Raw genomic sequence first — 26,799 nt, 5'->3', positions numbered from 1 at the left:
GGGGTGGACGGGGCGAGGGCGGCGGCGGCGTGCGCGACGGGTGCGGTGGTGGCGGGACCGAGCGGGCCGAGGAGGCTCAGGGCGAGGGCGGCGGTGGCCCCCGCTAAGGAGTGGCGGGTGCGGAGGGCACGGCCGAGGCGCGCGGTCATGCGTTCGCCCTTCGAAGATACTCACGAGTAGGAGTCCTTCAGAATGGCATGCTCGCAACAATCAGAGAAGACCGCCCCGGGCACCCCGACCGGCTCTCCGCCCCCTCACGTCCCCCGCCGCGCGCCGTCCGGCAGTCCGACCCCTGGGGTAGATTGATGCGAGGCGCACACAACCATGTATCGGGAACGGGAGGGATCATGGACCGCCCCGTGGTCGTCCAGCTCGACGACGTCGGCGTCCGCCGCTACACGACCGGGCAGGTGATCCTCGACGAGGTGTCCCTCACGGTGCGCGGCGGGGAGCACTGGGCGCTGCTCGGCGCGAACGGCGCGGGGAAGACGTCCCTGCTGCGGCTGGTCGGCGCGGTCTCGCACCCGACGACCGGGAGCGCCACGATCCTGGGGCACCGGCTCGGCCGCGTGGACGTGCGCGAACTGCGCGCCCGTCTGGGCCATGTGTCACCGGCGCAGCGCGTCCCCGAGCGGGAGACGGCGCACACCGTCGTCCTCACCGGTGCGAGCGGGACCGTCCAACCGCTGTGGCGCGCCTACGACGACGCGACGCGCGAGCGGGCGCGCGAACTGCTCGCGGAGCTGGACTGCAAGGGCTTCGCCGACCGCCCCTGGGCCGTCTGCTCGGGCGGCCAGCGGGCTCGCGTCCTGATCGCCCGCGCGCTCATGCCCGACCCGTCGCTGCTCCTGCTGGACGAGCCGTTCAACGCGCTCGACCTGCCGTCCCGCGAGGACCTGGTGGACGCGATCGCGCGGCTGGCGGCCAACCGTCCCGAGCTGACGACCATCATGGTCACCCATCACCTGGAGGAGCTGCCGCCCACGACGAGCCATGCCGTCCTGCTGCGCGACGGCCGGGTCATCGCCGACGGCGCCGCCGACGAGGTGCTCACGGGCGAGCGGCTGACCGCCTGTTTCGGGCGGCCCGTCGAGGTGAGCAGGCAGCACGGCCGCTGGTACGCGCGCTCCGGCCGTCCCTGACCCGACGGCGGCCCTGACCCGACGCGGCCCCGGGCGCCGCCGGTTCCCGGTGCCCCGCCGGGCCGACGGCCCTATCGTGGCCGCATGGCACGCGTACTCATCACCGGCTCGGCCGACGGCCTCGGGCTGCTCGCGGCCCGCCATCTCATCGGCGAGGGCCACGAGGTCACCCTGCACGCACGGAGCGAGGAGCGCGCCCGCGAGGCAGCCGCCGCGGCGCCCGGCGCCGCGGACTCGCTGGCCGGGGACCTGTCCTCGCTCGCCGGCGTCCGCGCCCTGGCCGCGCAGGCGGACGCCACGGGCAGGTTCGACGCCGTGATCCACAACGCGGCCATCGGCGACCGGGAGCCGCGCCGCGCCGTCACGGAGGACGGGCTCCCGGCCGTCCTCGCCGTCAACGTCCTCGCCCCCTACCTGCTGACGGTCTCGCTCACCCGCCCGGGACGGCTCGTCTTCCTCTCCTCGGGCATGCACCACGGCGGGGACCCCGGCCTGGCCGACCCGCAGTGGACCGACCGCCCCTGGAACGGGTCGCGGGCGTACGCGGACTCGAAGCTGTACGACACGGCGCTCGCCTTCGCGTTCGCCCGCCGCTGGCCTGACGTGCCGTCGAACGCGGTGGACCCGGGCTGGGTCCCGACCCGCATGGGCGGCCCGGGGGCGCCCGACGACCTGGAGGAGGGCTACCGCACGCAGACCTGGCTCGCCGTGTCGGACGATCCGGCGGCGACCGCGTCCGGCCGGTACCTCCACCACCGCGCCGAGCGCGCACCGCTGCCCGCGGTGCGGGACCCGGCGTTCCAGGACCGGTTGCTGGAGCTGTGCGCGAGGCTGACGGGCGTCCGGCCCCCCGCCTGAACGGCCCCGCTCCCCGTCAACGCCCCCCCGGTCAACGCCCCTGCGCCTGCGGCGGGATCTCGTTGGGCACCGCGCCGCCGAACCGCCGGTCACGCGAGGCGTACTCGACACACGCGTCCCAGAGGTTCCGCCGGTCGAAGTCGGGCCACAGCACGTCCTGGTAGACCATCTCGGCGTAGGCGCTCTGCCAGATGAGGTAGTTGGAGGTGCGCTGCTCGCCCGAGGGCCGGAGGAAGAGATCGACGTCCGGCATGTCGGGGAAGTACATGTAGCGGGCCAGCGTCTTCTCGTTCACCTTGTCGGGCGATATCCGTCCGGCCCTGACGTCCTCGGCGAGGCGGGCCGCCGCGTCGGCGATCTCGGCGCGGCCCCCGTAGTTGATGCACATGTACAGCGTCATGACGTCGTTCTCGCGGGTGCGCTCCTCGGCGTGCTGGAGCTTTCGCACGACCGACTTCCACAGCCGCGGCTCGCGCCCGGCCCAGCGGATGCGCACGCCCATGGCGTCGAGTTCGTCGGTGCGCCGGTCGATGACGTCGCGGTTGAAGCCCATGAGGAAGCGGACCTCGTCCGGTGAGCGCTTCCAGTTCTCGGTCGAGAAGGCGTAGACCGACAGGTTCTTGATGCCCAGCTCGATGCAGCCCTTGACCACGTCGAGGACGACGCCCTCGCCGACCTTGTGCCCCTCGGTGCGCGGCAGGCCGCGCTGCTTGGCCCACCGGCCGTTGCCGTCCATCACGATGGCGACGTGCCGCGGCACGAGTTCGCCGGGCAGCTTGGGTGGCCGCGCTCCCGACGGGTGCGGATCCGGGGCGCGGTGGTCGCGACGCTGCCGGAGACGGGTAGACAGCATTCCGCGGGGGGCCATAGGGGAACTCCAGTTGTCGGTTCGATCCTGCCGCCGAGGGTAGTCCTCTCAGCCCTTCTCCACGAACCGCAGGGAGCGCAGTCCGCGTTCCAGATGCCAGTGCAGGTAGGCCGAGACGAGGCCGCTGCCCTCGCGGACGTGGCGGGATTCGGCGGCGTCGGCGGTGGGCCAGTCGCCGGTGAGCAGCGCGCCGAGCAGGCGGAGCGCGTCGCCCGAGGGGACGACGCTGCCGGGCACGCGGCAGTCGCCGCAGACGGCGCCGCCCGCCGAGACGGAGAAGAACCGGTTCGGCCCGGGGAGCCCGCAGCGGGCGCAGTCGTCGAAGCTGGGCGCGTAGCCGCCGACGGCCAGGGAGCGCAGGAGGAACGCGTCGAGGACGAGCCCGGGGGCGTGCGCCCCGGCGGCCAGTGTGCGCAGGCCGCCGACGAGCAGCAGGTACTGCTGGACGTTGGGTTCGCCTTCGTGGTCGGTGAAGCGTTCTGCCGTCTCCAGCATGGCCGTACCGGCGGTGTAGCGGGGGTAGTCGGGGGCGATGTCGCGGCCGTAGGGGGCTATGGTCTCGGCCTGGGTGCACAGGGGGAGGCTGCGGCCGACCAGCGTGCTGCCCCGCGCGAAGAACTGCACATCGACGTGCGTGAACGGTTCCAGGCGCGCGCCGAACTTCGACTTGGTGCGGCGTACGCCGCGCGCGACGGCGCGCACGCGTCCGTTGCCGCGGGTGAGGATCGTGATGATCCGGTCCGCCTCGCCCAGCTTCTGGGTGCGCAGCACGATGCCGTCGTCGCGGAACAGGGTCATGCGGCCATTCTGGCGTACGGGGCCGGGTGGCCGTGGTGTGCCCTGGACGGCCCACCGGGTCGTGGCCCCGCCGGGCGGGGACCGTCGGGGTGCCGGATGGTGGAGGGGTGGACCGCACGGTGTCGCTGCGGATGGCGCGCTGGCGCCGTCGCAGGCGGGAGTTCCGGATGGCCCGGCCGTTGCAGGCCGGGCGGTGGAACCTGTCGTGGATCCTGCCCGCGCTGCTGCTGGTGGCGATCGTGGTGGGCGACTGGAACTCGTCGGGGCATCTGCGTGTGGTGACGTGGATCGTGCTGGTGCCGGGTATTGCCGCCGCGTTGTGCGGGGTGGTGATGACGACGGTGTTCGCGACGGCGTCGGCGGTGAGCTACGCGGTGCTCGACAGTGCGTCGGACTACCGGTTCCAGCAGGGGCAGGCGGATTTCCTGCTGGTGGTGGCGGGTGGGTTGCTGGCGGTGCTGGCGGCGTGGTTGCGGAAGCGGGCGTATGCGAGGTTGCTGAGTCTGGAGAGTGGTGCGGAGGCGACGCGGTTGGCCGTGCTGCGGCCTCTGCCGGTGCACACGGGTGATCTGTTGCTTTCCAGTGCGTATCTGGCGGCGGATGTGGACGCGCAGGTGGGTGGGGATTTCTTCGACGTGCAGCCGTCTCCGCACGGTACGCGGGTGCTGCTGGGTGACATCCAGGGGAAGGGGGCGTCGGCGGTGGACGCGGCGGCGGCGTTGCTGGGGACGTTCCGGGAGGCGGGGTACTACGAGGAGCTGGATCTGGTGGCGGACCGGTTGGACAACCGGATGCGGCGCCACAACCAGTACAGCTCGGAGCTGGGCCAGCCGTTCGAGCGGTTCGCGACGGCGGTGCTGATCGGTTTTCCTCCGGCGGGCGAGGACTGGATCGACGTGGTGAACTTCGGGCATCCGGCGGCGCTGGTGGTGGGTCCTGCGGGGGTGCGGGCGCTGCCGGAGGGGACGGGGCCGCCGCTGGGTCTCTCGTTGGTGGCGGGGGGACGGTCGCCGGTGTTGCGGGTGCCGTTCTCGCGTCGGGACACGCTGTTGTTGTTCACGGACGGGGTGACGGAGGCGCGGGACGGTTCGGGGAGGTTCCTGCCGTTGACGGAGCGGTTGGAGCGGTATCTGGAGGCGGAGGGGGACACGGCGCCGGGGGCGCTGGTGCGTGTGGTGGAGGACGCGGTGATGTGGCACACGCGGGGGCGTCTGGCGGACGACACGGCGATCCTGGCCGTGACGCTGGCGCCGGGTGGTGGGTTCGTCCCGCCGGGGCGGACGACTCCTGATCCGGCGCCGCCGGACTACGGTCCTGACGGGCCGGAGGTCACCGGGGGGCCGCGTCCGGCGCGTCGAGGCCGAGGGACGTGACGAGGGCGAGCATCTCGGCGCGGTAGACCTTGTCGGGGGCGCGGGTCTGGGTGCGGAGGTGGCCGTAGACCTCCAGGGAGACGAGGCCGTGCATGCGGCCCCAGAGGCGTAGTCCGAGGGCGAGGGCGGCGGGGGGCAGGTCGGGGAGTCCGTCGGCGGCGGCGTCGGCGAGGTGGGGGTCGAAGTCGGACGGGTCCCAGGTGACGTGGGGTTCGAGGGGTTCGGTGTGGTTCCAGGCGGCGGCGACGAGGCCGATGATTCCGGCGCAGGCGCGGCGTTCGGCTTCGGGGGCGGCGCCGCCTTCGGGGACCTGGTAGCCGGGGACGGGGTCGCCGTAGACGAGGCGGAAGCCTTCGGGGTTGGCCAGGGCCCAGCCGCGGAACGCCTCGGCCCAGGCGAGGAGGCGGGCGGCGGTGTCCTGGGCGGGGACGGCGTCGCGAGCGGCCTCGACGGTGTCGGCGAGGGAGCCGTAGACATCGCGGATGAGGGTGGTGATGAGGTCGTCGCGGGTGGCGTAGTAGCCGTAGATGGCCCCGGCGGTCATGCCCATCTCGCGGGCGATGGCCCGCAGCGTGATGGCGTCGGGGCCGCCCTCGGCCATGAGGCGCAGGGCGACGGACTTGATCTCGGCGCTGGTCTCGGCGCGGAGTCTGGCGCGGCGTGTGCCGCCGCGGCGTTCGGCGGTCCCGCTGTCGTCCATGCGCCCACCTTACACGCTGTCCGACTTCTCTACGATGTGCTAGAACTGCACACCGTGCAGCAAATGGCTGCCGTAGAGAACCGGAGTACGGCCCGTGGACATGGACACGCAGGACACACAGGAGACGAAGGACAGGAAGGAACGGGCCGCCGCCGCGCGCGGCCACGGCGGGCGGACGCCGCGGCCCGGCGTGACGCTGGCGCTGCTGGCCACCGTCCAGTTCGTCGTCGCGCTCGACTACAACATCGTGTACGTCGCGCTGCCCGACATCGGCGCCGCGCTCGGCTTCACCGACGGGTCGTCGCAGTGGATCGTGAGCGCCTACGCCGTCGCGTTCGGCGGCCTGCTGCTCTTCGGCGGCCGGGTGGTGGACCGGCTCGGGGCCAGGCGCGTCCTCGTGGCGGGGCTGGCTGTCTTCGGCCTCGCCTGCCTGGCGGGCGGCCTCGCCGGGAGTCCTGGCGCGCTGATCGCCGCGCGGGCCGCGCAGGGCCTCGGGGCCGCGCTGCTCGCCCCGGCGACGCTGACGCTGATCAACACACGCTTCACCGAGGGACCGCAGCGCACGCGCGCCTTGGCGGTCTGGGGCGCGTTCGGCAGCGCGGGCCTGGCCGCGGGCGCCCTGCTCGGCGGGGTGCTGACGCAGGCGTGGGGCTGGGAGTGGGTGCTGTTCGTCCTGGTGCCGTTCGCGCTGCTGGCCGCGGTGGCGGCGCCGTTCGCGCTGACGCCGGACGGGCCGGGGCCCGCCGGGCGAGGCGGCTTCGACGCGGCGGGCGCGGCGCTGGCGACGGCGGGTTCCTCCCTGCTGGTGCTCGGGCTGGTGAGCGCGCCGGAGAGCGGCTGGTTCACGGCACGGGGGCTGGGCTGCACCGCGGCGGGGCTCGTGCTGCTGGGCGTCTTCGCCTTGTTGGAGAGCCGGACGCGCGCGCCGCTGGTGCCGGTGCGGCTGCTGAGGAACCGGGATCTCGTCGTGTCGATGCTGGTGATCCTCGTCTTCCAGAGCGCGCTGGGCGGGGCGTACTACCTGTTCACGACGTACGTGCAGGGCGTGCTCGGCTGGTCGGCGCTGGAGGCGGGGCTGTCGTTCCTGCCGCTGACGGTCGTCTCGATGGGGGCGTCGCTCCTGCTGGCCGGGCGGCTCCTGGCCCGCCGGGGCGCGCGGACGACGCTGGTGGTGGGCCTGCTCGTGAACGGTGTCGGTCTCGGCGCGCTGGCGGTCGCGATGGTGGCGGGCGCCTCGTTCTGGGCGCTGCTGCCGGGGCTGCTGGTGTGGGGGGTGGGCGGCGGTGTGACGTTCCCCGCGATGTTCGTCGGTGTCACGTCCGGGGTGGCGCCGGGCGAGGCGGGCGCCGCGTCCGCGCTGGCGACGACGGCGCAGCAGATCGGTGGGGCGGCGGGGCTCGCGGGTCTTGTCGCCGTGGCGACGGCGGGGGCGGACGTGGCGGGCGGGCTGCGGACGGCGATGGCGGTCGCGGGTGCGGCGAGCGTGGCGGCCGTGCTGCTGGCCTTCGTCATACGCCGCGCCCCGGCGACGGGGCGCGACTGACGTACCGCGGGCTTGCCCTCAGGAGGCGAGGGTGAGGGCGAAGGTGGCGGAGTTGAGCACGACGAAGCCGACGGCCAGGCCGAACTGGGAGGAGAAGTCGCGGGCGCGGACGTGGAAGCCGAGCGCGGCCAGGAAGTAGAGGACGAGCCCGAGGGCGGCGGCGTGGCCGATGTGGGGGACGCCGAGGAGGCCGAGGAGGAGACCGGCGGCGCCGGCGAGCTTCAGGGTGCCGATGGGGAAGACGAGCCAGGACTCGGGGATGCCGACGCGGGCCATGCCGGGGAGTATCGCGGGGAGGCGGAGGATCGCGCCGACGCCGGAGAAGGCGTTGGCGGCGATGGCGAGCAGGGTGACGACGAGGTGTGCGGTGGACATGGCGGTGCTCCGTTCCTCGGGGCGTGGTGGCGCGGGCGCGCGCCGTACGGTGGTGCGGGCGCGCCACGACCACGCGATCGAGATAATACGAGGAGCATAACGTATGGATTCCGTACGACCTTCGGTGGAGGGGGTGCCCGACCGGGGCCACCGGCGGGCCACGGTGGCGGTGAAGGGGTCGCTGCGGGCGCTCCAGAGCCAGCTCGCGCTGCTCGGCCACCGGGTCGGCAGCCGCCTGAAGCTCCGGGACGTGGATCTCGACTGCCTCGAAGTGCTCGCGCTCCAGGGCCCGCTCAGCCCCAGCGCCCTCGCCCGCCGCGCCGGGCTGCACCCCGCGACCATGACCGGCGTCCTCGACCGGCTCCAGCGCGACGGCTGGGTGGTCCGCGAACGCGACCCGCAGGCGGCGGACCGGCGCGCGGTGACCGTACGGGCCGTCCCCGGCAGGACGGCCGAGGTGTTCCGGCTCTACGCCGGGATGAACGCCGCGCTCGACGCGGTGTGCGCGGACTACACCGAGGAGGAGCTGACGCTGCTCACCGGCTTCCTGCGCCGCGTGACGGACGAGGGCGCCACGGCGGCCGAAGGGCTGACGGCGGACTGACGCCGGGCCCCCCGCTCAGGGCCCGCCCGGCGTCACCAGGCCCGACTCGTAGGCGGAGATGACGAGTTGGGCCCGGTCCCGGGCGCCGAGCTTGCCCATGATGCGGCTCACGTGCGTCTTCGCCGTCAGCGGCGACAGGGACAGCGTCTCGGCGATCTCCCCGTTGTTCAGCCCGCGCGCCACCAGGACGAGGACCTGCCGCTCCCGGTCCGAGAGCCGGTCGAGCCCCGGCGGCGCCTGGGGCGCGGCCGGGGCCGTGGGCGCGCGCAGCGCGCGGGCGATCAGGCGCGCCGTCGGCCCGGGCGACAGCAGCGCCTCGCCCGCCGCGACGGTACGGATCGCGTCGAGCAGGTCGGCGGGCCGCGTGTCCTTGACGAGGAAGCCGGACGCCCCGGCCCGCAGCGCCTCGACGACGTGCTCGTCCGTGTCGTAGGTGGTGAGGACGAGGACCCGCACGCCCGCCAGGTCCTCGTCCGCGGCGATGGCGCGGGTCGCCTCGATGCCGTCGCCCTCCGGCATCCGGATGTCCATCAGCACGAGGTCGGCGCGGCAGGCCCGGGCCTGCGCCACCGCCTCACGGCCGGTGCCCGCCTGGCCGACGACGGACATGCCGGGCGCGGATTCGACGAGCATCGCGAAGGCCGAGCGCACCAGGGTCTGGTCGTCGGCCAGCAGGACGCGGATGTCGGACCGGGTCACGCGGAAGCCTCCGTCGCCTCTTCGCCGCCGCCCACCGCGACGGGCAGTTCCGCCGTGACCGCGAAGCCACGGCCCGGCTGACGGGGCACGGCGCTCAGGGTGCCGCCGATGCTGCGGGCACGCTCCCGCATCCCCGTGATGCCGAAACCCGGCGGCTGCGTGGGCTCCCCGCGCCCGGCGCCCGCCCCGCCGCCCGCCCCGCCGTCGTCCATGACCGCGATCCGCAGCCCGGAGTCCGTGCCGACCACCGAGACCGTGACGCCGACGCCGGGCCCGGCGTGCCGCACCGCGTTCGTCAGCGACTCCTGGACGATCCGGTACGCCGCCGCGCCGACGACGGGCGGCACCACCTCGGGCCCGCCGACCGTGAGCGTCACCCGCGCCCCCGCCTCCTCGGCGGTCCGCGTCAGCTCGGGTATGCCCGCAAGTCCCGGCGGCGGGGCGCTGCCCTCGGTGCCCTCGCCGCCGGGGTCGTCGCCGCGCAGGACCCGCAGCGTGGTGCGCAGGTCGGCGCGGGCCTCGCGGCAGGTCTCCGAGATGCCGTCGAGCGCCTCGGCCAGCAGGTACCGGTCGAGGCGGTCCGGGTCGGTGGTGAGGAGATGGGACGCGACCGAGGTGCGCACGCCGATGACCGTGATGCTGTGGGCGAGGAGGTCGTGCAGGTCGCGCGCGATGCGCAGCCGCTCCTCGGCGACGCGGCGCGCGGCCTCCTCCTCCCGCGTGCGCTCGGCGCGTTCGGCGCGCTCGTTCACGGCGATCAGGTACTGGCCGTGCAGCCGCATCACCTCGCCCAGGACCATGAAGACGAGGATCCATCCGGAGACGCGGAAGATGCTCATCCCCACCTCGTAGTCGCGCCACAGGATGATCGACAGCGCGATGAGGACGAGGGCGTGGGCCATGGTGACGGTCCGCCAGCGCGGCCCGGCGACCGAGACCGAGTACACCGCCACCGCCGTGGCGGCGAACGGCGCGACGTGGTCGTAGTCCTGCCCGTGGAAGACGGAGGCCACCGCGAGGTGCAGCAGCAGCACGGGGAACGGGGCGCGCCGCCGCCAGATCAGCGGCAGCACCAGCCCGGCCAGCAGCAGCCACCCGGTGACGTCGAGCCCCTGGCCGTGCGGGTCCCGCAGCAGCGTCGTCAGCGCGCAGGCGGTGCCCGTGCCGAGGGCGACCAGCACGTCTTCCCGGAGGGACGGGACGGTGCCCGGCTCCTCCGGGAAGAAGGGACGTATCAGTGCGGGCGGCGGCATGGCGCCATCATCGTGCATCCGCCCGGCGGGAGAGCGGGCCGGGCCACCACACGCGGCGCCCGAGCAGCCAGGTCGCCGCGGTGATGATGTACGTCCGCACCAGGAACGTGTCCAGCAGCACGCCGACCGCGACCACGAAGCCGAGTTGGAACATCATCACCATCGGCATGGTCATCAGCACCCCGAAGGTCGCGGCGAGCACCACGCCGGCCGAGGCGATGACCCCGCCCGTCGTGCGCAGCGCGGTCAGCGCGGCCTGACGGGTCGCCAGCCCGCCGAGCGCCTCCTCCCGCATGCGGTGCATGAGGAAGATGCCGTAGTCCACGCCGAGCGCGACGCAGAAGACGAAGGTGCTGAGCGGGACGGCCGGGTCCATCCCTTCGTAGCCGAAGACCGGTTCGAACACCAGCGAGCCGAGGCCGAGCGCCGCGCCCCAGGACGCGGCGACGGCCGCGAGCAGCAGCACCGGCGCGAGGACGCTGCGCAGCAGCGCGACGAGGATCAGCAGGACGACGCCCATGACGAGCGGGAGCACGACGAGTTGGTCGTCCGCGCTGGTCTCCGCGAGGTCGAGCTGCTGGGCGGTGGAGCCGCCGACGACGGCCTCGGCGCCCTCGACGTCGTGGAGTTCGGCGCGCAGCGCGGCGATGGTGTCCTTCTCGCCCTGGGACTCGGGCGGCGCGGTGGCCCAGACGGAGATCTCCGTCCAGCCCTCGGCCGACCTGCCCTCCTCGACGCGGTCCACGCCGTCGGTCGCCCCGGCCAGTGCGCCGACCTCGTCGGCGTGGTCCGTCCTGGTCATGACGGCCAGCGGCTGCGTGCCGTGCCCGGGGTACGCGTCGGCCAGCCGCGTCATGGCGCTGATGGACTCGGGGGGATCGATGAAGGTGTCCTCGCTGCGCGGCGTGCCGGGCAGGTTGAGCGTGCCGAGGGCCAGGGCGCCCATGAGGACGACGCCGCCGGTGAGGATGGCGACGGGGCGGCGGCTGACCGAGCTGCCCATGCGGGCGAAGAGCGTGCGCCGCTCCCCCGCGGTCGGGTCGGGGCTGCCGTACGCGGGGACCAGCGGCCAGAACACGCGGCGCCCGCAGAGCACGAGGAGCGCGGGCAGCAGGGTCGTCATGACGGCGAGGGACGACATGACGGCCACCGCGCCGACCGGGCCGAGGCCCTGACTGCTGTTCAGCCCGGCGGCCAGCAGGCACAGCAGCCCGGCCGCGACGGTGCCTGAGGAGGCGAGCAGCGCGGGGCCGCAGCCGCGCAGGGCGCGCAGCATGGCGTCGGACGGCTCGTGGAGGCGGCGCAGTTCCTCGCGGTAGCGGGCGGTCAGGAGCAGCGCGTAGTCGGTGCCCGCGCCGAAGACCAGCACGGTCATGACCGAGCTGCTCATGGACGTGACGGTGATGTCGAAGAGCTGCGCGAGCCCGTAGAGCATCGCCATGGAGCCCACGGCGGCCACGCCGACCGACAGGAGGGGCAGCAGCCACAGGACGGGGCTGCGGTAGGTGATGATCAGCAGCAGCGCGACGATGAGGGCCGTCCCCATCATCAGCGAGGAGTCGGCCGACTCGAAGACGGCCTCGTTGTCCTGCTGGAGCGCGCCGGGGCCGCCGACCTCGGCGGTGAGGCCGTTGGGCAGGCCGTCGCCGACCCGCTCGCGTACGTCCTCGACCGCCGTGGCGCGTGCCTCCGAGTTGTCGAGGCTCTGGAGGGACAGCGGGTACATCACGGTCGTGCCGTCGTCGGACGGGACGGCCTGCGGTGCGGCGGCGCCGGTGTCGTGGGCGGCGGCGATGGCGGCGGCCCGTTCGTCGGCGGCCCGCAGGTCGTCGCCGGTGAGGCCGTCGTCGCGGGACCAGACGAGGATCAGGTCGGTGCTCTCGCCGCCTGGCAGCAGTTCCTGGAGGCGGACGACCTGTGTCGAGTCGGCGCTCTCCGGCAGGTAGTCCACGCTCTCGTCGCGCGTGACGTCGCCGAGTTTCCCGGCGAACGGCAGGGCGAGCGCCAGGACGCCGACCCACAGGGCGATGACGGCCCAGGGCAGCAGGCGCCGGGCGCCGGGCCGCCCGGGTGGCGGCTCGGCGGGCGGGGCGGGCGGGGTGTCGAGGGTCACGGCCCCCATGGGCTGGCCTCCGTCTCGAGGTGTGCAGGACCGGTCCGCGGGACCGGCCGCCGGGGGTGTCGCCCCGGTGTCCACCAGCCTTCCGGCGGCCCGGGCCCGTCGCGTCGCCCGCCGGACCGAAGTGGGCCGTACCCCCGGGGGCGGCCTCCGGGCGCCGTTACTCCCCCGGGAGTACGCCCGGCGCGGGCCGCGGCGCACGCGTGTGGCGTACGTCTCGGATGCTGATACGGGGCCGGGGCGCGGGCACGCCGGGGTTAGTGTGGTGAGGCGATGCGTTTCGGGATGCTCCTCCTTAGCCGCCGCGGCGAGGGTCTGTAGTCGTAGGCCGACCCCCTCCCCGCGGAGTGCGGCGCTGCCGTCGGCCGTCCCGTCCGAGCCACCCCTCGCAAGGAGACCGTCGCCCCTCATGAGCAAGCACACGCCGCTGACCGCGGCCACCGTCCGCCAGCAGCCGTCCGGGATGCCGATCCACAAGTACCGGCCGTACGAGGCCGTGGAGCTCCCCGACCGCGCCTGGCCCGGGCGCCGCGTCACCCGTGCGCCCCGCTGGCTGTCCACCGACCTGCGGGACGGCAACCAGGCCCTGATCGACCCGATGTCGCCGGTACGCAAGCGCGCCATGTTCGACCTGCTGGTGCGCCTGGGCTACAAGGAGATCGAGGTCGGCTTCCCCTCCTCGGGCAGGACGGACTTCGACTTCGTCCGCTCGATCATCGAGGAGGACGCGATCCCGGACGACGTCACGATCTCCGTGCTGACGCAGGCCCGCGAGGACCTGATCGAGCGGACCGTGGAGTCCCTGGTCGGCGCGCACCACGCGACGGTGCACCTGTACAACGCGACGGCGCCCGCGTTCCGCCGGATCGTGTTCCGTGGCGGGCGCGCCGACATCAAGGCCATCGCCGTGGACGGCACCCGGCTGGTCATGGAGTACGCGGAGAAGCTGCTGGACGAGCGCACCGTGTTCGGCTACCAGTACAGCCCGGAGATCTTCACGGACACCGAGCTGGACTTCGCGCTGGAGGTCTGCGAGGGCGTCATGGACGTCTGGCAGCCCGCCGAGGGCCGCGAGATCATCCTGAACCTCCCCGCGACCGTCGAGCGGTCCACGCCGTCCACGCACGCGGACCGCTTCGAATGGATGTCGCGGAACCTGTCGCGCCGGGAGTTCGTCTGCCTGTCCACACACCCGCACAACGACCGCGGCACCGCCGTCGCCGCCGCCGAGCTGGCCGTCATGGCGGGCGCGGACCGCGTGGAGGGCTGTCTGTTCGGCCAGGGCGAGCGCACGGGCAACGTGGACCTGGTGACGCTGGGCATGAACCTGTTCTCGCAGGGCATCGACCCGCAGATCGACTTCTCGCGGATCGACGAGATCCGCAGGACCTGGGAGTACTGCAACCAGATGGAGGTCCACCCGCGCCACCCGTACGTGGGCGACCTCGTCTACACCTCCTTCTCCGGCTCGCACCAGGACGCCATCAAGAAGGGCTTCGACGCGCAGCGGCCCGACGAGCCCTGGGAGGTGCCGTACCTGCCGATCGACCCGAAGGACGTCGGCCGCTCCTACGAGGCCGTGATCCGCGTCAACTCGCAGTCGGGCAAGGGCGGGGTGGCGTACGTCCTGAAGAACGACCACAAGCTGGACCTGCCGCGCCGCATGCAGGTCGAGTTCTCGAAGATCATCCAGGGGAAGACGGACGCCGAGGGCGGCGAGGTCACCCCGGCGCAGATCTGGGACGTGTTCGCCGACGAGTACCTGCCCGCGGGCGAGGGCGGCGCGCGCTGGGGCCGGGTCGCGCTGCGGGACGCGCAGACGTCCACCAGCAGCGAGGGGCAGGACGCGCTCACCGTCGAGGCCGTGGTGGACGGCGCGGACACCGTGCTGACGGGGACGGGCAACGGGCCGCTCGCCGCGTTCTTCGACGCGCTGGCGTCGGCGGGCGTGATCGGCGGGGACGGCGCGGACGTACGGCTGCTGGACTACGTCGAGCACACCATGAGCGAGGGCGCGGGCTCGAAGGCCGCCGCCTACATCGAGTGCGCGGTGGGTGACCGGGTGCTGTGGGGCGTCGGGATCGACGCGAACATCGTGCGCGCCTCGCTGAAGGCGGTCGTGTCGGCCGTCAACCGGGCGACGCGGCACTGACGACCCGGCGCTGTCGCGCCGTTCCCCGGGCCCGGTGGCCGGTTTGTGCTGACGCACTACTGACGCCGGGCCCGTGGTGTGGTTAACATCACGCCCACGGCGATGTTGCCGGACGGTAACGGAGGTACGGCGTGGTGCACTCCAGCGGGGCGAGGGTGGCAGGAGTCCGCACGGCCTGGCGCGTGATCGACGACGGTGATTTCTACTGCGCGGGCTGCGGCGGTGACCGCTGCTACCAGCGGATGACCGGCAGGCGGCGGTTCACGCTGCTCGGCGTGCCGCTGCTGCCGCGCGGCGCGGTGGAGCCCGTCGTGGAGTGCGCCTCGTGCCGCGCGCACCATCCGGTGTCCGTCCTCGACCGGCCCACCACGACGCGGCTCGCCGGGCTGCTGCGCGACGCGGTGCACTCCGTCGCCCTGCTGATGCTGTCGGCGGGCGGCGACGAGCCGGCGGCGCGGCGCAGCGCCGTGGAGACGGTGCGCGCGGCGGGCTTCCCCGAGTGCACGGAGGAGCGGCTGCTGACCCTCCAGGCGGCGCTCGCCTGCCACCGGTCGCCGCTGATGAGCCACGAGGTCCACGCGACGCTCGGCGCGCTCGCGCCGCACCTGGAGGGTCCTGGCCGGGAGACGCTGGTCTTCCAGGGCGCCCGCATCGCGCTGGCCGACGGGCCCTACCGGGCGGCGGAGCGCGCGGCGCTCGTCACCATCGGGGACGCCCTCGGCCTGTCGGAGGCGGAGACGGACCATCTCCTCGCCGAGGCGGCGGCTGCCGCCTCCAACTGACCGCGCTCAGGCGCCGGTGTGGAGCACGTCGTGCGTCCACTCGGCGCGGGCCTGGGTGTGGAGGTCCCAGTAATGGGCGGCTATGACGTCCGGGTCGAACGCGGTGCCTGGCGCCACCGGGCCGTCCACGGTGACGGCCGCCGCGTGCACGCCCGAGGGGCCGTACGTCGCGTCGAGCAGCGCCACCAGGGCCCGTACGCCCGCCTTGCCGAGTGACAGGCTGACATACTCCGGCTTCACCTGGGGCATGCCGGAGGTGATGAGGAACGAGCCGCCGCCGCGCTGCGTCATGCCGGGCGCGAGGCGGGCGGCGGCGACGAGGGCGCCGCCCACGTTGACGGCCCAGGCGTCGCGGTGCTCGCGCAGCGACAGCTCGCCGACGGCGTCGGGGCGGACGAGCGCGGCGTTGTATACGACCACGTCGGGGGTGCCCAGGGCGCCGGTCAGCGTGTCGAGGGCGGCGTGGAGGGCGTCCTCGTCGGCGACGTCGGCCGTCGCCGTCACGACGGGGACGCCGGTGTCGGCGACGGCCGCGGCGGCGTCAGAGACCGTCTCCGCGCGCCGGGCGACGAGCCCGAGCGAGAAGCCCTCCCGCGCGAAGCGGCGGGCCACCGCCGTGCCGATGCCGGGCCCGACGCCGATGACGACCGCTGTGGACATGGGTGCCTCCGTGAGATGTTCCTGGTGGCCCGGGAGGGCCGGACGAGGGTGACGTCGCGCGGCGGCCGGGTCCTCTCCCCCGCCCCACCGGTCACGCGCACGCCCGTACTGCAGCGTACGTCCTCGGGGGAACCCGCCCCGACCGTGGCGCCAGGACAGCCCGCGCGGGGCTCGCATTGTCACGCCCGTTCACATGGCCGACATGTCGGCGGACCCGAACGTCACGCATGGCGACGGGAGTTGACCTGTGCGCGAGGCCGGGGCAGGGGCGATCAGACGTGTAACCCATGGGTTACGCTTTCCGGGTGGACGAACTGACCGAGGTGGCTGACGCGATCGCCGATCCGGTGCGCCGGGAGATCCTGGTCATGCTGCGCGACACCCCGCTGACGGCGGGCGAGATCGCCGCGGCGTTCACCATCAGCCGCCCGGCGGTGAGCCGCCATCTGCGCGTGCTGCGGGAGAGCGGCCTGGTCACGGACGAGCAGGCAGGACGCCACCGGCACTACTCGCTCGTCCCTTCCCGGCTGGGCCGTCTCGCCGGGTGGCTCGCGCAGTTCGACGCCGAGCGGTCCGCCTGGACGCGGCGGCTGGCGGCACTGGAGACCGAGGTCCACCGCACCCGGCGTGACCGGAGCCGGGCGGAGCCCACGAGCACCCCGCGCACGACGACGACCCACCACTCCGAGGAGAACACGGCATGACACCTGAGCCCTCAGCCCGGCTCGTCCCGACGCCCACGGGGTACGACCTGGTCCTCACCCGCACGTACCCCGCCGGCGCCGACGACGTCTGGGCGAGCGTCACGGAGCCGGAGCGCACCGCCCGCTGGTTCGGCGCGTGGCGCGGCCGGGCGGGGCAGGGCCGCACCGTCGAGGTGCAGATGGCGTTCGAGGAGTCGGCGCCCTGGTGCCCGGTGCTGATCGAGGTCTGCGAACCACCGCACCGGCTCGCCGTCTCGATGGACGACGAGGCCGGTCACTGGTCCATGGAGCTGCTGCTCGCCGGGACCGGCGGCAGCACGGAACTCCGCCTCGTCCAGCACCTCGCGTCCACCGAGCACCTCGCCGAGACCGGGCCGGGCTGGGAGTACTACCTGGACATGCTCACCGCGGCGCGCACCGGTGGGCCCAGGCCCGACTTCGACGCCTACTACCCCGCGCAGAAGGCGTACTTCGACGCGCTGGCCTGACGTCAGAAGCCGAGCTTGCGCAGCTGCTTCGGGTCCCGCTGCCAGTCCTTGGCGACCTTCACGTGCAGGTCGAGGAAGACGGGCGTGCCGAGCAGCGCCTCGATCTGGCGGCGCGCCTTCGTGCCGACGTCGCGCAGCCGCTGCCCCTTGGGGCCGATGACGATGCCCTTCTGGCTGGTCCGCTCGATGTAGAGGAAGGCGTGGATGTCCAGGAGCGGCCGGTCGGCGGGGCGGTCCTCGCGCGGCAGCATCTCCTCGACGACCACGGCGATGGAGTGCGGCAGCTCGTCCCGCACGCCCTCCAGCGCCGCCTCGCGGATCAGCTCGGCGATCATGATCTGCTCCGGCTCGTCCGTGAGGTCGCCCTCCGGGTAGAGCGGCGGGCCCTCGGGCAGCAGCGGCGTCAGCAGGTCGGCGACCAGCTCGACCTGGTGGCCCCCGACGGCCGAGACCGGCACGATCTCGGCGAACTCGAACCCGGCCTCCTTGCCGAGCTGGTCCACGGCGATCAGCTGCTCGGCGAGCGCGTCGCCCTGCACCAGGTCGGTCTTGGTGACCAGCGCGATCTTCGGGGTGCGCTTGATCGCGGCCAGTTCCTTGGCGATGAACCGGTCGCCCGGGCCGACCTTCTCGTTCGCTGGCAGGCAGAAGCCGATCACGTCCACCTCGGCCCAGGTGGCGCGCACGACGTCGTTCAGGCGCTGGCCGAGGAGGGTGCGCGGGCGGTGCAGGCCCGGGGTGTCCACCAGCACGAGCTGCGCGTCGGGGCGGTGCACGATGCCGCGCACCGAGTGGCGCGTGGTCTGCGGGCGGTTGGAGGTGATGGCGACCTTGATGCCGACGAGGGCGTTGGTCAGCGTGGACTTGCCCGCGTTCGGGCGGCCGACGAAACAGGCGAAGCCGGAGCGGTGGGGCGGCGGGCCGGCGGGGGTGCTGGAGCTGCTCATGAGGCCGGGATCGTCGCACGAAGCGTGCCGTCGGGGCCAGCCAGGAGCACCGGGGTGCCGGGGCCGCCCAGGTCGGAGACGGCCGCGAGGTCGTCGGCGGGGAGCCCGTCCGCGCCGCTGACGACGGCGGCGGCCTCCAGCGACCCGGCGCCGCTCGCGACCGCCATGGCGACGGCGGTGCGCAGCGCGCTCAGCCGCAGCGAGTCGAGGGCGACGGTGGCGGCGACGTAGGTGCGGCCCGTGTCGTCGCGGACGGCGGCGCCCTCGGGGACCTGGTTGCGGGCGCGGGCGCTGCGCGCCAGCGTGATGATCTTGCGGTCCTCGGGGTCGAGGGCGGCGGCCTCGGGGGCTTCACTCATACGGACGAGCCTATGCCCTGCCGGGCGCGGTCACAGCCGCGTGGTGCCCGGCTGGTCGGGCGGCGGCGCCGGGTCCTCGCCCTCGGTGACCTGCTCCAGCTTCTCGACGGCCCGGTCGGCTATGGGTTCCAGCCCGTCCGTGCCCCGGTCGTCGCGCCCCGCCTGGGCCACGCGCACCACCTGCGCGCCGACCCGGGCGATGACCACGTCGGCGACGACGGGCGTCCCGCCGCCCGCGCCCTCGGCGCGCCGCTCGAAGCGCAGGGCGGCGCTCTCGTCGCCGAGCCCCTTGAGGTCGAGGTCGGCGGCCTCGTACGCGACGGTGACGGTGCCGCGCCCCGGGCCCTCGCGGGTGTGGAACGTGCGGCACTCGGCGGCCGTCCGTTCGAACGTGGCGAGGGCGGCGCGTGCGGCGTCCTGGCTGCCGTGCGAGGCCAGCACGGTGGTGACGAACGGGCCGCTCTCCGTCTTGGCGAAGCCCGCCCGTTCCGCGGTGTCCTCGGCGCTGTCGAACAGCGCGCGGCAGGACCGTTCCTGCGGCTGTGGCACGCCGAAGCCGCGTTCCCGCGCGGAGCGGGCGCTGTCCCCGGCCCAGCCCTCGGGGAAGTCCATGGTGTCCAGCAGCGCCGTGCGCAGCCGTCGCTCCGGCAGCGTGTCGGTGCCCACGGAGTGCTCGGCGGGCAGCAGTGTCAGTCCCAGCAGGGCGACACCGGTGACGGCAGCCGCCCTCAGATGCGTGTACATGCCTCCCATGGCGCCACCCGAACGACCGAACGGCCACGCGCGGCCAGCCATTCGGGTGACCGCGCGCGGCGGGGTCGGCGGGCGTGCCGGGGCCGGGTCAGGACTCGGGCAGGGACTCCGCGGGGTCGGGTGCCAGGGGCTCGACGAGGACGCGGTCGATGCGATTGCGCCGCCCCGCCGTGGACTCCGCCGTCAGGCGCAGCGCCGAGGGCAGCGGCCCCTGGTGGTGCGGCGCGGCCTGCTCGGGGCTGATGTCCACCGTCGCGACGGCGCCGGGGATCGGGACGCGGCCGAGCGACTTGGCCAGCAGGCCGCCGACGGTCTCGATGTCCTCGTCGTCCAGCAGCAGCCCGTACAGCTCGCCGAGGGCGCCGAGGTCGAGCCGGGCGGTGACGCGGCGCACGCCGTCCGGCAGCTCCTCGACCGGCGGCAGCTCGGTGTCGTACTCGTCGGTGATCTCGCCGACGATCTCCTCCAGGATGTCCTCGATGGTGACGAGCCCGGCCGTGCCGCCGTACTCGTCGATGACGACGGCGACGTGGCTGTGGTCGCGCTGCATCTCGCGCAGCAGGTCACCGGCGTTCTTCGTGTCGGGCACGAAGGTGGCGGGCCGCACCACGGTCTCCACGAGGCGCGTCTCGGCCTCGCGGCTGACATGGACGCGCCGGGCGAGGTCCTTGAGGTAGACGATGCCGATGATGTCGTCGTCGCTCTCGCCGGTGACCGGGATGCGGGAGAAGCCGGAGCGCAGCGCGAGGGTGAGGCCCTGGCGGAGCGTCTTGTGGCGGTTCATGGTGACGAGGTCGGTGCGCGGCACCATGACCTCGCGGACCAGGGTGTCGCCGAGTTCGAAGACGGAGTGCACCATGCGGCGTTCGTCGTCCTCGATCAGGGACTCGCGCTCGGCCAGGTCCACCAGGGCGCGCAGTTCGGCCTCGGAGGCGAACGGCCCGCGCCGGAAGCCCTTCCCCGGCGTGAGCGCGTTGCCCAGGATGATGAGGAACTGGGTGAGCGGCCCGAGGACGCGGGCCAGCGGCACCAGCACGTACGAGGCGGCGGTCGCCGTCGTCTGCGGGTGCTGCCGCCCGATGGTGCGGGGCGAGACCCCGACCGCGACGAACGACAGCAGCACCATGACGGCGAACGCCACCAGCAGCGCCTCCCAGACCTCGGCGAACTCCTGGAGGCAGGCGTGCGCCACGAGGACGGCCGCCCCCATCTCGCCGCAGACGCGCAGCAGCAGCGCCAGGTTCAGGTAGCGGGTGGAGTCGGCGGCGATGACGGCCAGCCGGGGCGCGCCGCGGCGCCCCGCCCGTTCGGCCTCGTCGGCGCGGAAGGCGGTGATCATGGCGATCGCCGCCTCCGCGCAGGAGGAGAGCCAGGCCAGCACCAGCAGGCCGACGACGGACAGGAGCAGGGCGGCGGTCATGTGGTGGTGGGCGCGGGGGACGGTCCCGGCAGGCCGTGCTCGTCACGCCAGCCGTCCACGATGGCCTTCTGGAGGCCGAACATCTCGGCCTTCTCGCCCGGCTCCTCGTGGTCGTACCCGAGGAGGTGGAGGACGCCGTGGACGGTGAGGAGTTGCAGCTCGGTGTCCATCGAGTGGCGGGTGGGCGCCTCGGCGCCCTGGGCCGCGGCCACCTCGGGGCACAGGACGACGTCACCGAGGAGCCCTTGCGCGGGTTCCTCGTCGTCCTTCGCCGGGGGACGCAGCTCGTCCATCGGGAAGGACATCACGTCGGTGGGTCCCGGCAGCTCCATCCACTGGATGTGGAGCTGTTCCATCGCCTCGGCGTCCACCGCGATGACGGACAGCTCGGACAGCGGGTGGATGCGCATCCTGGCCAGGGTGTAGCGCGCGATGTCGAGCAGTGCCTGTTCGTCGATGTCCAGGCCGGACTCGTTGTTGACCTCGATCGCCATGGTGGTGGGCGGCTACTTTCCGGCCTTGTCGGTGCGGTCTTTCGTGCCGGACTCCTGGGCCCGGTCGAAACGGTCGTAGGCGTCCACGATGCGGCCGACCAGCTTGTGCCGGACGACGTCCTGGCTGGTGAGACGCGAGAAGTGCACGTCGTCCACGCCCTCCAGGATGTCCTGCACCTGGCGCAGCCCGCTCTTGCTGCCGCCGGGCAGATCGACCTGGGTGACGTCGCCCGTGATGACGATCTGGGACTCGAAGCCGAGGCGCGTGAGGAACATCTTCATCTGCTCGGGGCTCGTGTTCTGCGCCTCGTCCAGGATGATGAACGCGTCGTTGAGCGTCCGGCCGCGCATGTACGCCAGGGGCGCGACCTCGATGGTCCCCGCGCTCAGCAGGCGCGGGATGGAGTCGGGGTCGAGCATGTCGTGCAGGGCGTCGTACAGGGGGCGCAGGTACGGGTCGATCTTCTCGTAGAGCGTGCCGGGCAGGAAGCCGAGCCGCTCGCCCGCCTCGACGGCGGGGCGGGTGAGGATGATCCGGTTGACGCGCTTGGACTGGAGGGCCTGCACGGCCTTCGCCATGGCGAGGTAGGTCTTGCCCGTGCCCGCCGGGCCGATGCCGAAGACGATGGTGTGCGTGTCGATGGCATCGACGTAACGCTTCTGGTTGAGCGTCTTGGGGCGGATGGTCTTGCCCCGGTTGGACAGGATGTTCTGGGTGAGGACCTGCGCCGGGCTGGTGCCCTCGGTGCCGCGCAGCATCGCGATGGAGCGTTCGACGGCGTCCTCGGTGAGCGGCTGCCCGGTCCGCAGGACGAGCATCATCTCGTCGAACAGACGCTGGACCAGCTGGACCTCCGCCTGGTCACCGGTGGCCCTGATCTCGTTGCCCCGGACGTGGATGTCCGTTGCGGGGAAGGCTCCCTCGATGACGCGCAGCAGCGCGTCTCCCGAGCCCAGCACCGTGACCATGGGGTGTTTGGCCGGGACGGTGAACAGGGCGGTCGCCTCAGCGGCGCCCGCCGCTGGCTGGTGTGTGGGTGTCTGCGTCATGGGTGGCCGCGGTACCGGCCTGCTCATCCCTCTCCGTACTGATCGTGTCCGCACCGGCCGTCTCGGGCCGCCCCCCGCGGAACGCCGGGGGGCCTCCAGGGTACGACGCAGGACCGGGGCCGCCATAGGAAATACGGAGCGCGATCAGCCCTGTTCGCCGCGCCCTTGACGGGCCGGGCGCGGGCGCGCGCGGCGGGCCTCACCCCCGGAAGCCCAGCGTCGGTACGGCCCTGCGCCGTGGCCAGCCGGGGGCGGGTCCCGGGAGCAGACCGGCGAGGAAGCCGTAGCGCCGCAGCTCCCGGTCGTAGACCTCGGGGCCGGAGGCGGACGACCGTACGTAGCTCCACCAGGCGGCGACCTCGCCCCAGCCGGGGGCGGAGAGGGAGCCGCCGAACTCCTGGACGGACAGCGCCGCCGTCAGCCCGGCGAGCGCGAGCCGGTCCGCGAGCGGCCATCCGGCCAGCGTCCCGGCGACGAACCCGGCGGTGAAGACGTCGCCCGCGCCCGTCGTGTCGAGGGCGTCCACGACGATGCCGGGCACCTCGGCCGTCTCGCCGGTGCGCCCGTCCGCCGCGTAGACGCCCTCGGCACCCATGGTGACGACGGCCAGCGGCACGACCTCGGTGAGCGCGCGCGCCGCCGCGCGCGGGCAGTCGGTGCGGGTGTAGCGCATGGCCTCGGTGGCGTTGGGGAGGAACGCGGAGCAGTGCGCCAGGTCGGGCAGCTCAGCGAGGTCCCAGGCGCCGGTGTCGTCCCAGCCGACGTCGGCGAAGACGAGGGCGCCCCCGCGCGCCGCCCGCCCGATCCACTCCTGCGGCTGGCCGGGCCGCAGCGACGCCACACAGGAGCGGGCGGGCGGCGCGGAGCCGGGGCCGTACGGCGGGGTGTCCCAGCCGGGGGGCGCGTCGTGCCCGTGCGTGACCATGGTGCGTTCGCCCTCGTAGGCCATGGAGACGGTGACGGGCGAGTGCCAGCCGGGGACCATGCGGGAGCGCGACAGGTCGATGCCCTCGCCGCGTTCCAGGGTCTCCCAGCAGTACTCGCCGTACTTGTCGTCGCCGAACGCGGCGGCGAGCGAGGTGCGCAGGCCGAGCCGGGCGAGGGCCGCCGCCATGTTCGCCACGCCGCCGGGGCTCGACCCCATGCCGCTGGCCCATGTCTCGCTGCCGCGCTGGGGCGCGGTGCCCAGGCCGGTGAAGACGATGTCGAGGAAGACCGTGCCGGTCAGGAAGACGTCGCAGTCCGGCCCTCCGGGGCCGCGCACGGCCGCCAGCGGGTCGAATCCGGCGCAGGACCGCGCGTCGTGCATGTGGTCGAGCCCGGCGCCGTCCTCCGGGGCGGCGGCGGACGGGCCCGCGTTCCGGTCGGTCACGGTGCGCTCCCGGTCATGGTCACCATCTCTCCTACGGTACGTTCCGGCCCATGAGGCTCACGATCATCGGCGGCGGAGGCTTCCGCGTACCCCTGGTATACCGGGCGCTACTGACACAGCGGGCCACGGGCGCCGCGCGGTGCGCCGAGGTGACGCTGTTCGACACCGATCCGCTGCGCGTCGGCGTCGTCGCGGCCGTCCTGGCGCAGCAGGCGAAGGACGTGCCGGACGCGCCGGCCGTCCGGGTCGCGCAGAACCTGGACGACGCCCTGCGTGGGGCCGACTTCGTGTTCAGCGCGCTGCGCGCCGGGGGCACGGCGGGGCGTGTCGCGGACGAGCGGGGGCCGCTCGCCGAGGGCGTCCTCGGGCAGGAGACGGTCGGCGCGGGCGGCGTGCTGTACGGGCTGCGGACGATCCCGGCGGCCCTGCGGCTCGCCGACCGTGTCCTCGCGGTGGCGCCCGAAGCGTGGGTGATCAACTTCACCAATCCGGCGGGCATGGTGACCGAGGCGATGACGACGCGGCTGGGGCATCGCGTCATCGGCATCTGCGACTCGCCGGTCGGCCTGGTGCGCCGCGCGGCCCGTGCGGCGGGGGTGGATCCGGCGGAGGTGGGCTACAGCTACGTGGGCCTGAACCATCTGGGCTGGCTGCTGAGCCTCACGCACGGGGGCCGGGAGCTGCTGCCCGGGCTGCTGGCGGACGACGCGGCGCTGGCGTCGTTCGAGGAGGGCAGGCTGTTCGGCGCGGACTGGCTGCGGGCGCTGGGCTCGCTGCCGAACGAGTACTTGCAGTACTACTACTTCGCCCGGGAGACGCGGGCGGCGGCGGAGGCGGCCGAGCGGACGCGCGGCGAGTTCCTGCACGCGCAGCAGGGCGCGTTCTTCGCGGGAACCGCCCGTGATCCGGCCCGCGCGCTGGAGCGGTGGGAGGGGACGCGCCGCGAGCGCGAGGAGACGTACGGCGCCGAGGCCCGCGCGGCGGGCGGCGACGACCGGCCGCGTGACGCGGAGGACCTGGAGGGCGGCGGGTACGAGCGGGTGGCCCTCGCGCTGATGCGCGCGATCGCCGAGGACCGCCGCACGCGGCTGATCCTGAACGTGCGCAACGGCGGCACGGTCCCCGCGCTGCCGGGCCACGTCATCGTCGAGACGGTCTGCGAGGTGGACGCGCAGGGCGCCCACCCCGTGCCCACGCTCACGCCGGGTCTGGCGGAGACCGGGCTGATGCTCCAGGTCAAGGCGGTGGAGCGGGCGACCGTCCAGGCGGCGGCGACCGGCTCGCGCGCCGCCGCGCTGCGGGCGCTGGCGCTGCACCCGCTGGTGGACTCGGTCGCGGCGGCGGCCCGTATTCTCGACCGCGCCGGGGGCTTCCCGGCCGCATGAGCGACTTCCTTGCACGCACAAGCAATGCACGTACATGTATGATCGGCCGCCTGGCCACGGGACGGGGAGGTGCGGGATGACCCACGCCGACAGCGAACGCTGGACGCGCCTGGTGACGCTGCACGGCCGCGTCGAGCAGCGCCTCGCCGAGGTCCTGCACCGCGACTGCTCCCTCGGCCTGTCCGAGTTCAGGACGCTGTGCCACCTCGCCGTCTCCGCCGAGGGCGAGCTGCGCATGCAGGAGGTCGCGTACCTCGTGGGCCTGGACCAGAGCTCGGTCTCCCGGCTGGCCGGGCGGCTGGAGCGTGCCGGGCTCGCCGAGCGCTGCCACTGCGAGGGCGACCGGCGCGGCGTCTACCTCGGGATCACCGAGGCCGGGCGCGAGCGCCAGGCGCGGGCGCTCCCCGTGTACGAGGCCACGCTCACCGGAGCCCTGGACGAGGCCGCCTCCTCCACCGATCCGGAGCTGGCCGCCCTCACCAAGCACCTGCGCGCACCGACCTGACCACCCCCGCCCCGGGCCCCGCCCGGGAACCCCCGAAGACTTGCATGTACCTGCACAGCTTGCAGGTACACACAATGCAGGTACACGCATCTCCCGCATCCGAAAGGCAACGCCATGGACTCCCCTCTTCTCCAGCCCTACCGCGGCCCCGCCCTGCACCTCCCGAACCGCGTGGCCATGGCCCCCATGACCCGCTCCCGCGCCGACGACGCCACCGGCGTCCCCGTCCCGCTCATGGGTGACTACTACGCGCAGCGCGCCGCGGCCGGGCTCATCGTCAGCGAAGGGATCTGGCCGCACCGCCTCGGCAAGGGCGGCCCCGGCGTCCCCGGCCTGACCGGCGCGGAGCACGCCGCCGGGTGGCGTCACGTGACGCGGGCGGTGCACGCGGCGGGGGGCCGCATCTTCGCGCAGCTGTGGCACGTGGGCCGCGTCAGCCACCCCGACCTCCTCGACGGGGAGCTGCCGGTCGCCCCGTCCGCCGTGGCGATCACCGGGGAGCGGATCTACACGGCCGGTGGGGAGCGGGACTACGTCGTGCCCCGCGCGATGTCCGCGTCCGACATCTCCGAGGCCGTCACGTCGCACGCCAGGGCGGCCCGTCTCGCCGTCGAGGCGGGCTTCGACGGGGTGGAGATCAGCGCCTCGTACGGGTACCTCGTCTCGCAGTTCCTCTCCGACAGCGCCAACCTGCGCACCGACGCGTACGCCGACCGCGTGCGGTTCGCCGTGGAGGTGACCGAGGCGGTCGCGGCGGAGATCGGGGCCGGGCGCACGGCGGTGCGCGTCTCGCCGGGCAACCGGCTGCTGGGCATCGTCGAGTCCGACCCCGCCCCGCGCTACCACCGGCTGCTGGAGGCGCTGGGCGGGCTGGGGCTCGCGTACCTGCACGTCGTGCAGTCAGGGACGTACGCGGCCCTCGCGGATCTGCGCCCGCGCTGGCAGGGCACGCTCGTCGCGACCTACGACGACCAGCAGCCCGTGACCCCGGAACGTGCCGAGGAGGCCGTACGAGGGGGCCTCGCGGACGTGTACGCCTTCGGGAGGGCCTTCCTGGCCAACCCCGACCTGCCGGGGCGTATCGCGGCGGGGGCGGCGCTGAACGCGCCGCGTGAAAGCGGTTTCTACGGGGGCGGCGCTGAGGGGTACCTCGACTATCCCCGGCTGGGGGAGGCCGTGCCCGTGACGGCGGGGTGATCCGGTAGTCCGTGGCTGCGAAGCGTGGGGGTCAACTGCGGTGCGTGGGGTGGGTGGTCGGGTCGGGGTGGTCGGTGTGACGTTCCGTGTCGGGGGTTGTTGTGTGGGGTGGGGGCGGTCAACTGGCGGTCGGGCCGGTGCGGTTGCGGGATGTGGGTCAACAGACGGCGGTGCGTGAGGTGGTGGCGGTCTGGGCGTG

Annotated in this window: 27 protein-coding genes; 12 read left to right on the top strand and 15 right to left on the bottom strand. The window is 73.8% G+C overall.

The window, feature by feature from the left end:
* Positions 1 to 347 precede the first annotated feature (347 nt).
* On the top strand, positions 348 to 1,142 hold the full coding sequence (locus tag IF27_RS29460) for an ABC transporter ATP-binding protein (protein ID WP_052852937.1): 795 nt from the start codon (positions 348 to 350) through the stop codon (positions 1,140 to 1,142).
* 84 nt (positions 1,143 to 1,226) lie between these two features.
* Positions 1,227 to 2,000, top strand: a complete 774-nt coding sequence (locus IF27_RS29455; RefSeq protein ID WP_052852936.1) for an SDR family NAD(P)-dependent oxidoreductase — start codon at positions 1,227 to 1,229, stop codon at positions 1,998 to 2,000.
* Between the two features lie 31 nt (positions 2,001 to 2,031).
* Here the strand turns inward: IF27_RS29455 and IF27_RS29450 are convergent, their stop codons facing one another.
* Both IF27_RS29450 and recO read right to left on the bottom strand, forming a co-directional pair.
* Positions 2,032 to 2,868, bottom strand: a complete 837-nt coding sequence (locus IF27_RS29450; RefSeq protein WP_052852935.1) for an isoprenyl transferase — start codon at positions 2,866 to 2,868, stop codon at positions 2,032 to 2,034.
* A gap of 48 nt (positions 2,869 to 2,916) precedes the next feature.
* Positions 2,917 to 3,666, bottom strand: coding sequence for a DNA repair protein RecO (recO, locus tag IF27_RS29445; RefSeq protein ID WP_052852934.1), 750 nt, complete (start codon positions 3,664 to 3,666; stop codon positions 2,917 to 2,919).
* Positions 3,667 to 3,773: 107 nt separating this feature from the next.
* Here recO and IF27_RS29440 point away from each other — a divergent pair, with 107 nt between their 5' ends.
* Positions 3,774 to 5,039 carry a PP2C family protein-serine/threonine phosphatase gene (locus IF27_RS29440; RefSeq protein ID WP_223291262.1) on the top strand — a complete coding sequence of 422 codons (1,266 nt, stop codon included), beginning with the start codon at positions 3,774 to 3,776 and terminating at the stop codon, positions 5,037 to 5,039.
* On the opposite strand, the gene IF27_RS29435 is transcribed toward IF27_RS29440, so the two are convergent.
* The gene (locus tag IF27_RS29435) at positions 4,996 to 5,739 is read right to left on the bottom strand and encodes a TetR/AcrR family transcriptional regulator (RefSeq protein WP_052852933.1); all 744 of its coding nucleotides are present in this window, start codon (positions 5,737 to 5,739) and stop codon (positions 4,996 to 4,998) included. The two genes, IF27_RS29440 and IF27_RS29435, sit on opposite strands and share 44 nt — an antisense overlap.
* A gap of 100 nt (positions 5,740 to 5,839) precedes the next feature.
* Between IF27_RS29435 and IF27_RS29430 the strand changes: the two genes are divergently transcribed.
* A complete protein-coding gene (locus IF27_RS29430; protein WP_110946366.1) occupies positions 5,840 to 7,282 on the top strand; it encodes an MFS transporter in 1,443 nt (480 codons plus the stop codon).
* An 18-nt stretch (positions 7,283 to 7,300) separates the two neighbouring features.
* Here IF27_RS29430 and IF27_RS29425 read toward each other — a convergent pair whose 3' ends face one another.
* Positions 7,301 to 7,657, bottom strand: a complete 357-nt coding sequence (locus tag IF27_RS29425; RefSeq protein WP_052852932.1) for a DoxX family protein — start codon at positions 7,655 to 7,657, stop codon at positions 7,301 to 7,303.
* Positions 7,658 to 7,760: 103 nt separating this feature from the next.
* On the opposite strand from IF27_RS29425, the gene IF27_RS29420 reads away from it, so the two are divergent.
* Entirely contained in the window at positions 7,761 to 8,261 is a 501-nt protein-coding gene (locus IF27_RS29420; RefSeq protein ID WP_052852931.1) for a MarR family transcriptional regulator, read from the top strand.
* 15 nt (positions 8,262 to 8,276) lie between these two features.
* Here the strand turns inward: IF27_RS29420 and IF27_RS29415 are convergent, their stop codons facing one another.
* The 3 genes from IF27_RS29415 to IF27_RS29405 all read right to left on the bottom strand — a co-directional run bounded on the left by IF27_RS29415 (position 8,277) and on the right by IF27_RS29405 (position 12,335).
* Entirely contained in the window at positions 8,277 to 8,894 is a 618-nt protein-coding gene (locus IF27_RS29415; RefSeq protein WP_052852941.1) for a response regulator, read from the bottom strand.
* A 62-nt stretch (positions 8,895 to 8,956) separates the two neighbouring features.
* Positions 8,957 to 10,213: a sensor histidine kinase gene (locus tag IF27_RS29410; RefSeq protein WP_052852930.1), complete on the bottom strand. Its 1,257-nt coding sequence runs from the start codon at positions 10,211 to 10,213 to the stop codon at positions 8,957 to 8,959.
* Between the two features lie 7 nt (positions 10,214 to 10,220).
* Positions 10,221 to 12,335 (bottom strand): MMPL family transporter, encoded by a 2,115-nt coding sequence (locus tag IF27_RS29405; RefSeq protein WP_110946365.1) that lies wholly within the window; start codon positions 12,333 to 12,335, stop codon positions 10,221 to 10,223.
* Between the two features lie 406 nt (positions 12,336 to 12,741).
* Between IF27_RS29405 and leuA the strand changes: the two genes are divergently transcribed.
* Both leuA and IF27_RS29395 read left to right on the top strand, forming a co-directional pair.
* Entirely contained in the window at positions 12,742 to 14,484 is a 1,743-nt protein-coding gene (leuA, locus tag IF27_RS29400) for a 2-isopropylmalate synthase (RefSeq protein ID WP_052852929.1), read from the top strand.
* Between the two features lie 131 nt (positions 14,485 to 14,615).
* Positions 14,616 to 15,266: a TerB family tellurite resistance protein gene (locus IF27_RS29395; protein ID WP_052852928.1), complete on the top strand. Its 651-nt coding sequence runs from the start codon at positions 14,616 to 14,618 to the stop codon at positions 15,264 to 15,266.
* 6 nt (positions 15,267 to 15,272) lie between these two features.
* On the opposite strand, the gene IF27_RS29390 is transcribed toward IF27_RS29395, so the two are convergent.
* The gene (locus IF27_RS29390; RefSeq protein ID WP_052852927.1) at positions 15,273 to 15,926 is read right to left on the bottom strand and encodes an SDR family NAD(P)-dependent oxidoreductase; all 654 of its coding nucleotides are present in this window, start codon (positions 15,924 to 15,926) and stop codon (positions 15,273 to 15,275) included.
* A 305-nt stretch (positions 15,927 to 16,231) separates the two neighbouring features.
* On the opposite strand from IF27_RS29390, the gene IF27_RS29385 reads away from it, so the two are divergent.
* Positions 16,232 to 16,630, top strand: coding sequence for a metalloregulator ArsR/SmtB family transcription factor (locus IF27_RS29385; RefSeq protein ID WP_052852939.1), 399 nt, complete (start codon positions 16,232 to 16,234; stop codon positions 16,628 to 16,630).
* Positions 16,627 to 17,118 (top strand): SRPBCC family protein, encoded by a 492-nt coding sequence (locus IF27_RS29380; RefSeq protein WP_052852926.1) that lies wholly within the window; start codon positions 16,627 to 16,629, stop codon positions 17,116 to 17,118. Before IF27_RS29385 ends, IF27_RS29380 begins: the two co-directional genes overlap by 4 nt.
* Before the next feature lie 2 nt (positions 17,119 to 17,120).
* Here the strand turns inward: IF27_RS29380 and era are convergent, their stop codons facing one another.
* The 7 genes from era to IF27_RS29345 all read right to left on the bottom strand — a co-directional run bounded on the left by era (position 17,121) and on the right by IF27_RS29345 (position 23,450).
* Positions 17,121 to 18,065, bottom strand: a complete 945-nt coding sequence (gene era, locus IF27_RS29375) for a GTPase Era (protein ID WP_052852925.1) — start codon at positions 18,063 to 18,065, stop codon at positions 17,121 to 17,123.
* On the bottom strand, positions 18,062 to 18,424 hold the full coding sequence (locus IF27_RS29370; RefSeq protein ID WP_052852924.1) for a cytidine/deoxycytidylate deaminase family protein: 363 nt from the start codon (positions 18,422 to 18,424) through the stop codon (positions 18,062 to 18,064). The genes era and IF27_RS29370 overlap by 4 nt, the downstream gene beginning before the upstream one ends.
* Before the next feature lie 30 nt (positions 18,425 to 18,454).
* Positions 18,455 to 19,168, bottom strand: a complete 714-nt coding sequence (locus IF27_RS29365) for a hypothetical protein (RefSeq protein ID WP_190233147.1) — start codon at positions 19,166 to 19,168, stop codon at positions 18,455 to 18,457.
* 97 nt (positions 19,169 to 19,265) lie between these two features.
* Entirely contained in the window at positions 19,266 to 20,597 is a 1,332-nt protein-coding gene (locus tag IF27_RS29360) for a hemolysin family protein (RefSeq protein ID WP_052852922.1), read from the bottom strand.
* On the bottom strand, positions 20,594 to 21,091 hold the full coding sequence (ybeY, locus tag IF27_RS29355) for an rRNA maturation RNase YbeY (RefSeq protein ID WP_052852921.1): 498 nt from the start codon (positions 21,089 to 21,091) through the stop codon (positions 20,594 to 20,596). The genes IF27_RS29360 and ybeY overlap by 4 nt, the downstream gene beginning before the upstream one ends.
* Before the next feature lie 12 nt (positions 21,092 to 21,103).
* A complete protein-coding gene (locus IF27_RS29350; protein WP_052852920.1) occupies positions 21,104 to 22,141 on the bottom strand; it encodes a PhoH family protein in 1,038 nt (345 codons plus the stop codon).
* A gap of 199 nt (positions 22,142 to 22,340) precedes the next feature.
* Positions 22,341 to 23,450, bottom strand: coding sequence for a carbohydrate kinase family protein (locus tag IF27_RS29345; RefSeq protein WP_052852938.1), 1,110 nt, complete (start codon positions 23,448 to 23,450; stop codon positions 22,341 to 22,343).
* A gap of 113 nt (positions 23,451 to 23,563) precedes the next feature.
* Between IF27_RS29345 and IF27_RS29340 the strand changes: the two genes are divergently transcribed.
* The 3 genes from IF27_RS29340 (at position 23,564) to IF27_RS29330 (ending at position 26,600) form a co-directional block, all read left to right on the top strand.
* A complete protein-coding gene (locus IF27_RS29340; protein ID WP_052852919.1) occupies positions 23,564 to 24,898 on the top strand; it encodes a family 4 glycosyl hydrolase in 1,335 nt (444 codons plus the stop codon).
* Positions 24,899 to 24,974: 76 nt separating this feature from the next.
* On the top strand, positions 24,975 to 25,403 hold the full coding sequence (locus tag IF27_RS29335) for a MarR family winged helix-turn-helix transcriptional regulator (protein ID WP_052852918.1): 429 nt from the start codon (positions 24,975 to 24,977) through the stop codon (positions 25,401 to 25,403).
* A 114-nt stretch (positions 25,404 to 25,517) separates the two neighbouring features.
* Positions 25,518 to 26,600 carry an alkene reductase gene (locus IF27_RS29330; protein ID WP_052852917.1) on the top strand — a complete coding sequence of 361 codons (1,083 nt, stop codon included), beginning with the start codon at positions 25,518 to 25,520 and terminating at the stop codon, positions 26,598 to 26,600.
* Positions 26,601 to 26,799: the final 199 nt, after the last annotated feature.

The sequence above is a fragment of the Streptomyces avicenniae genome (genome assembly GCF_000719135.1).
In the GTDB taxonomy this organism is placed as follows: domain Bacteria; phylum Actinomycetota; class Actinomycetes; order Streptomycetales; family Streptomycetaceae; genus Streptomyces; species Streptomyces avicenniae.
Note: the sequence above shows the minus strand (reverse complement) of the source record. Positions and strands in the feature narration are given on the sequence as shown.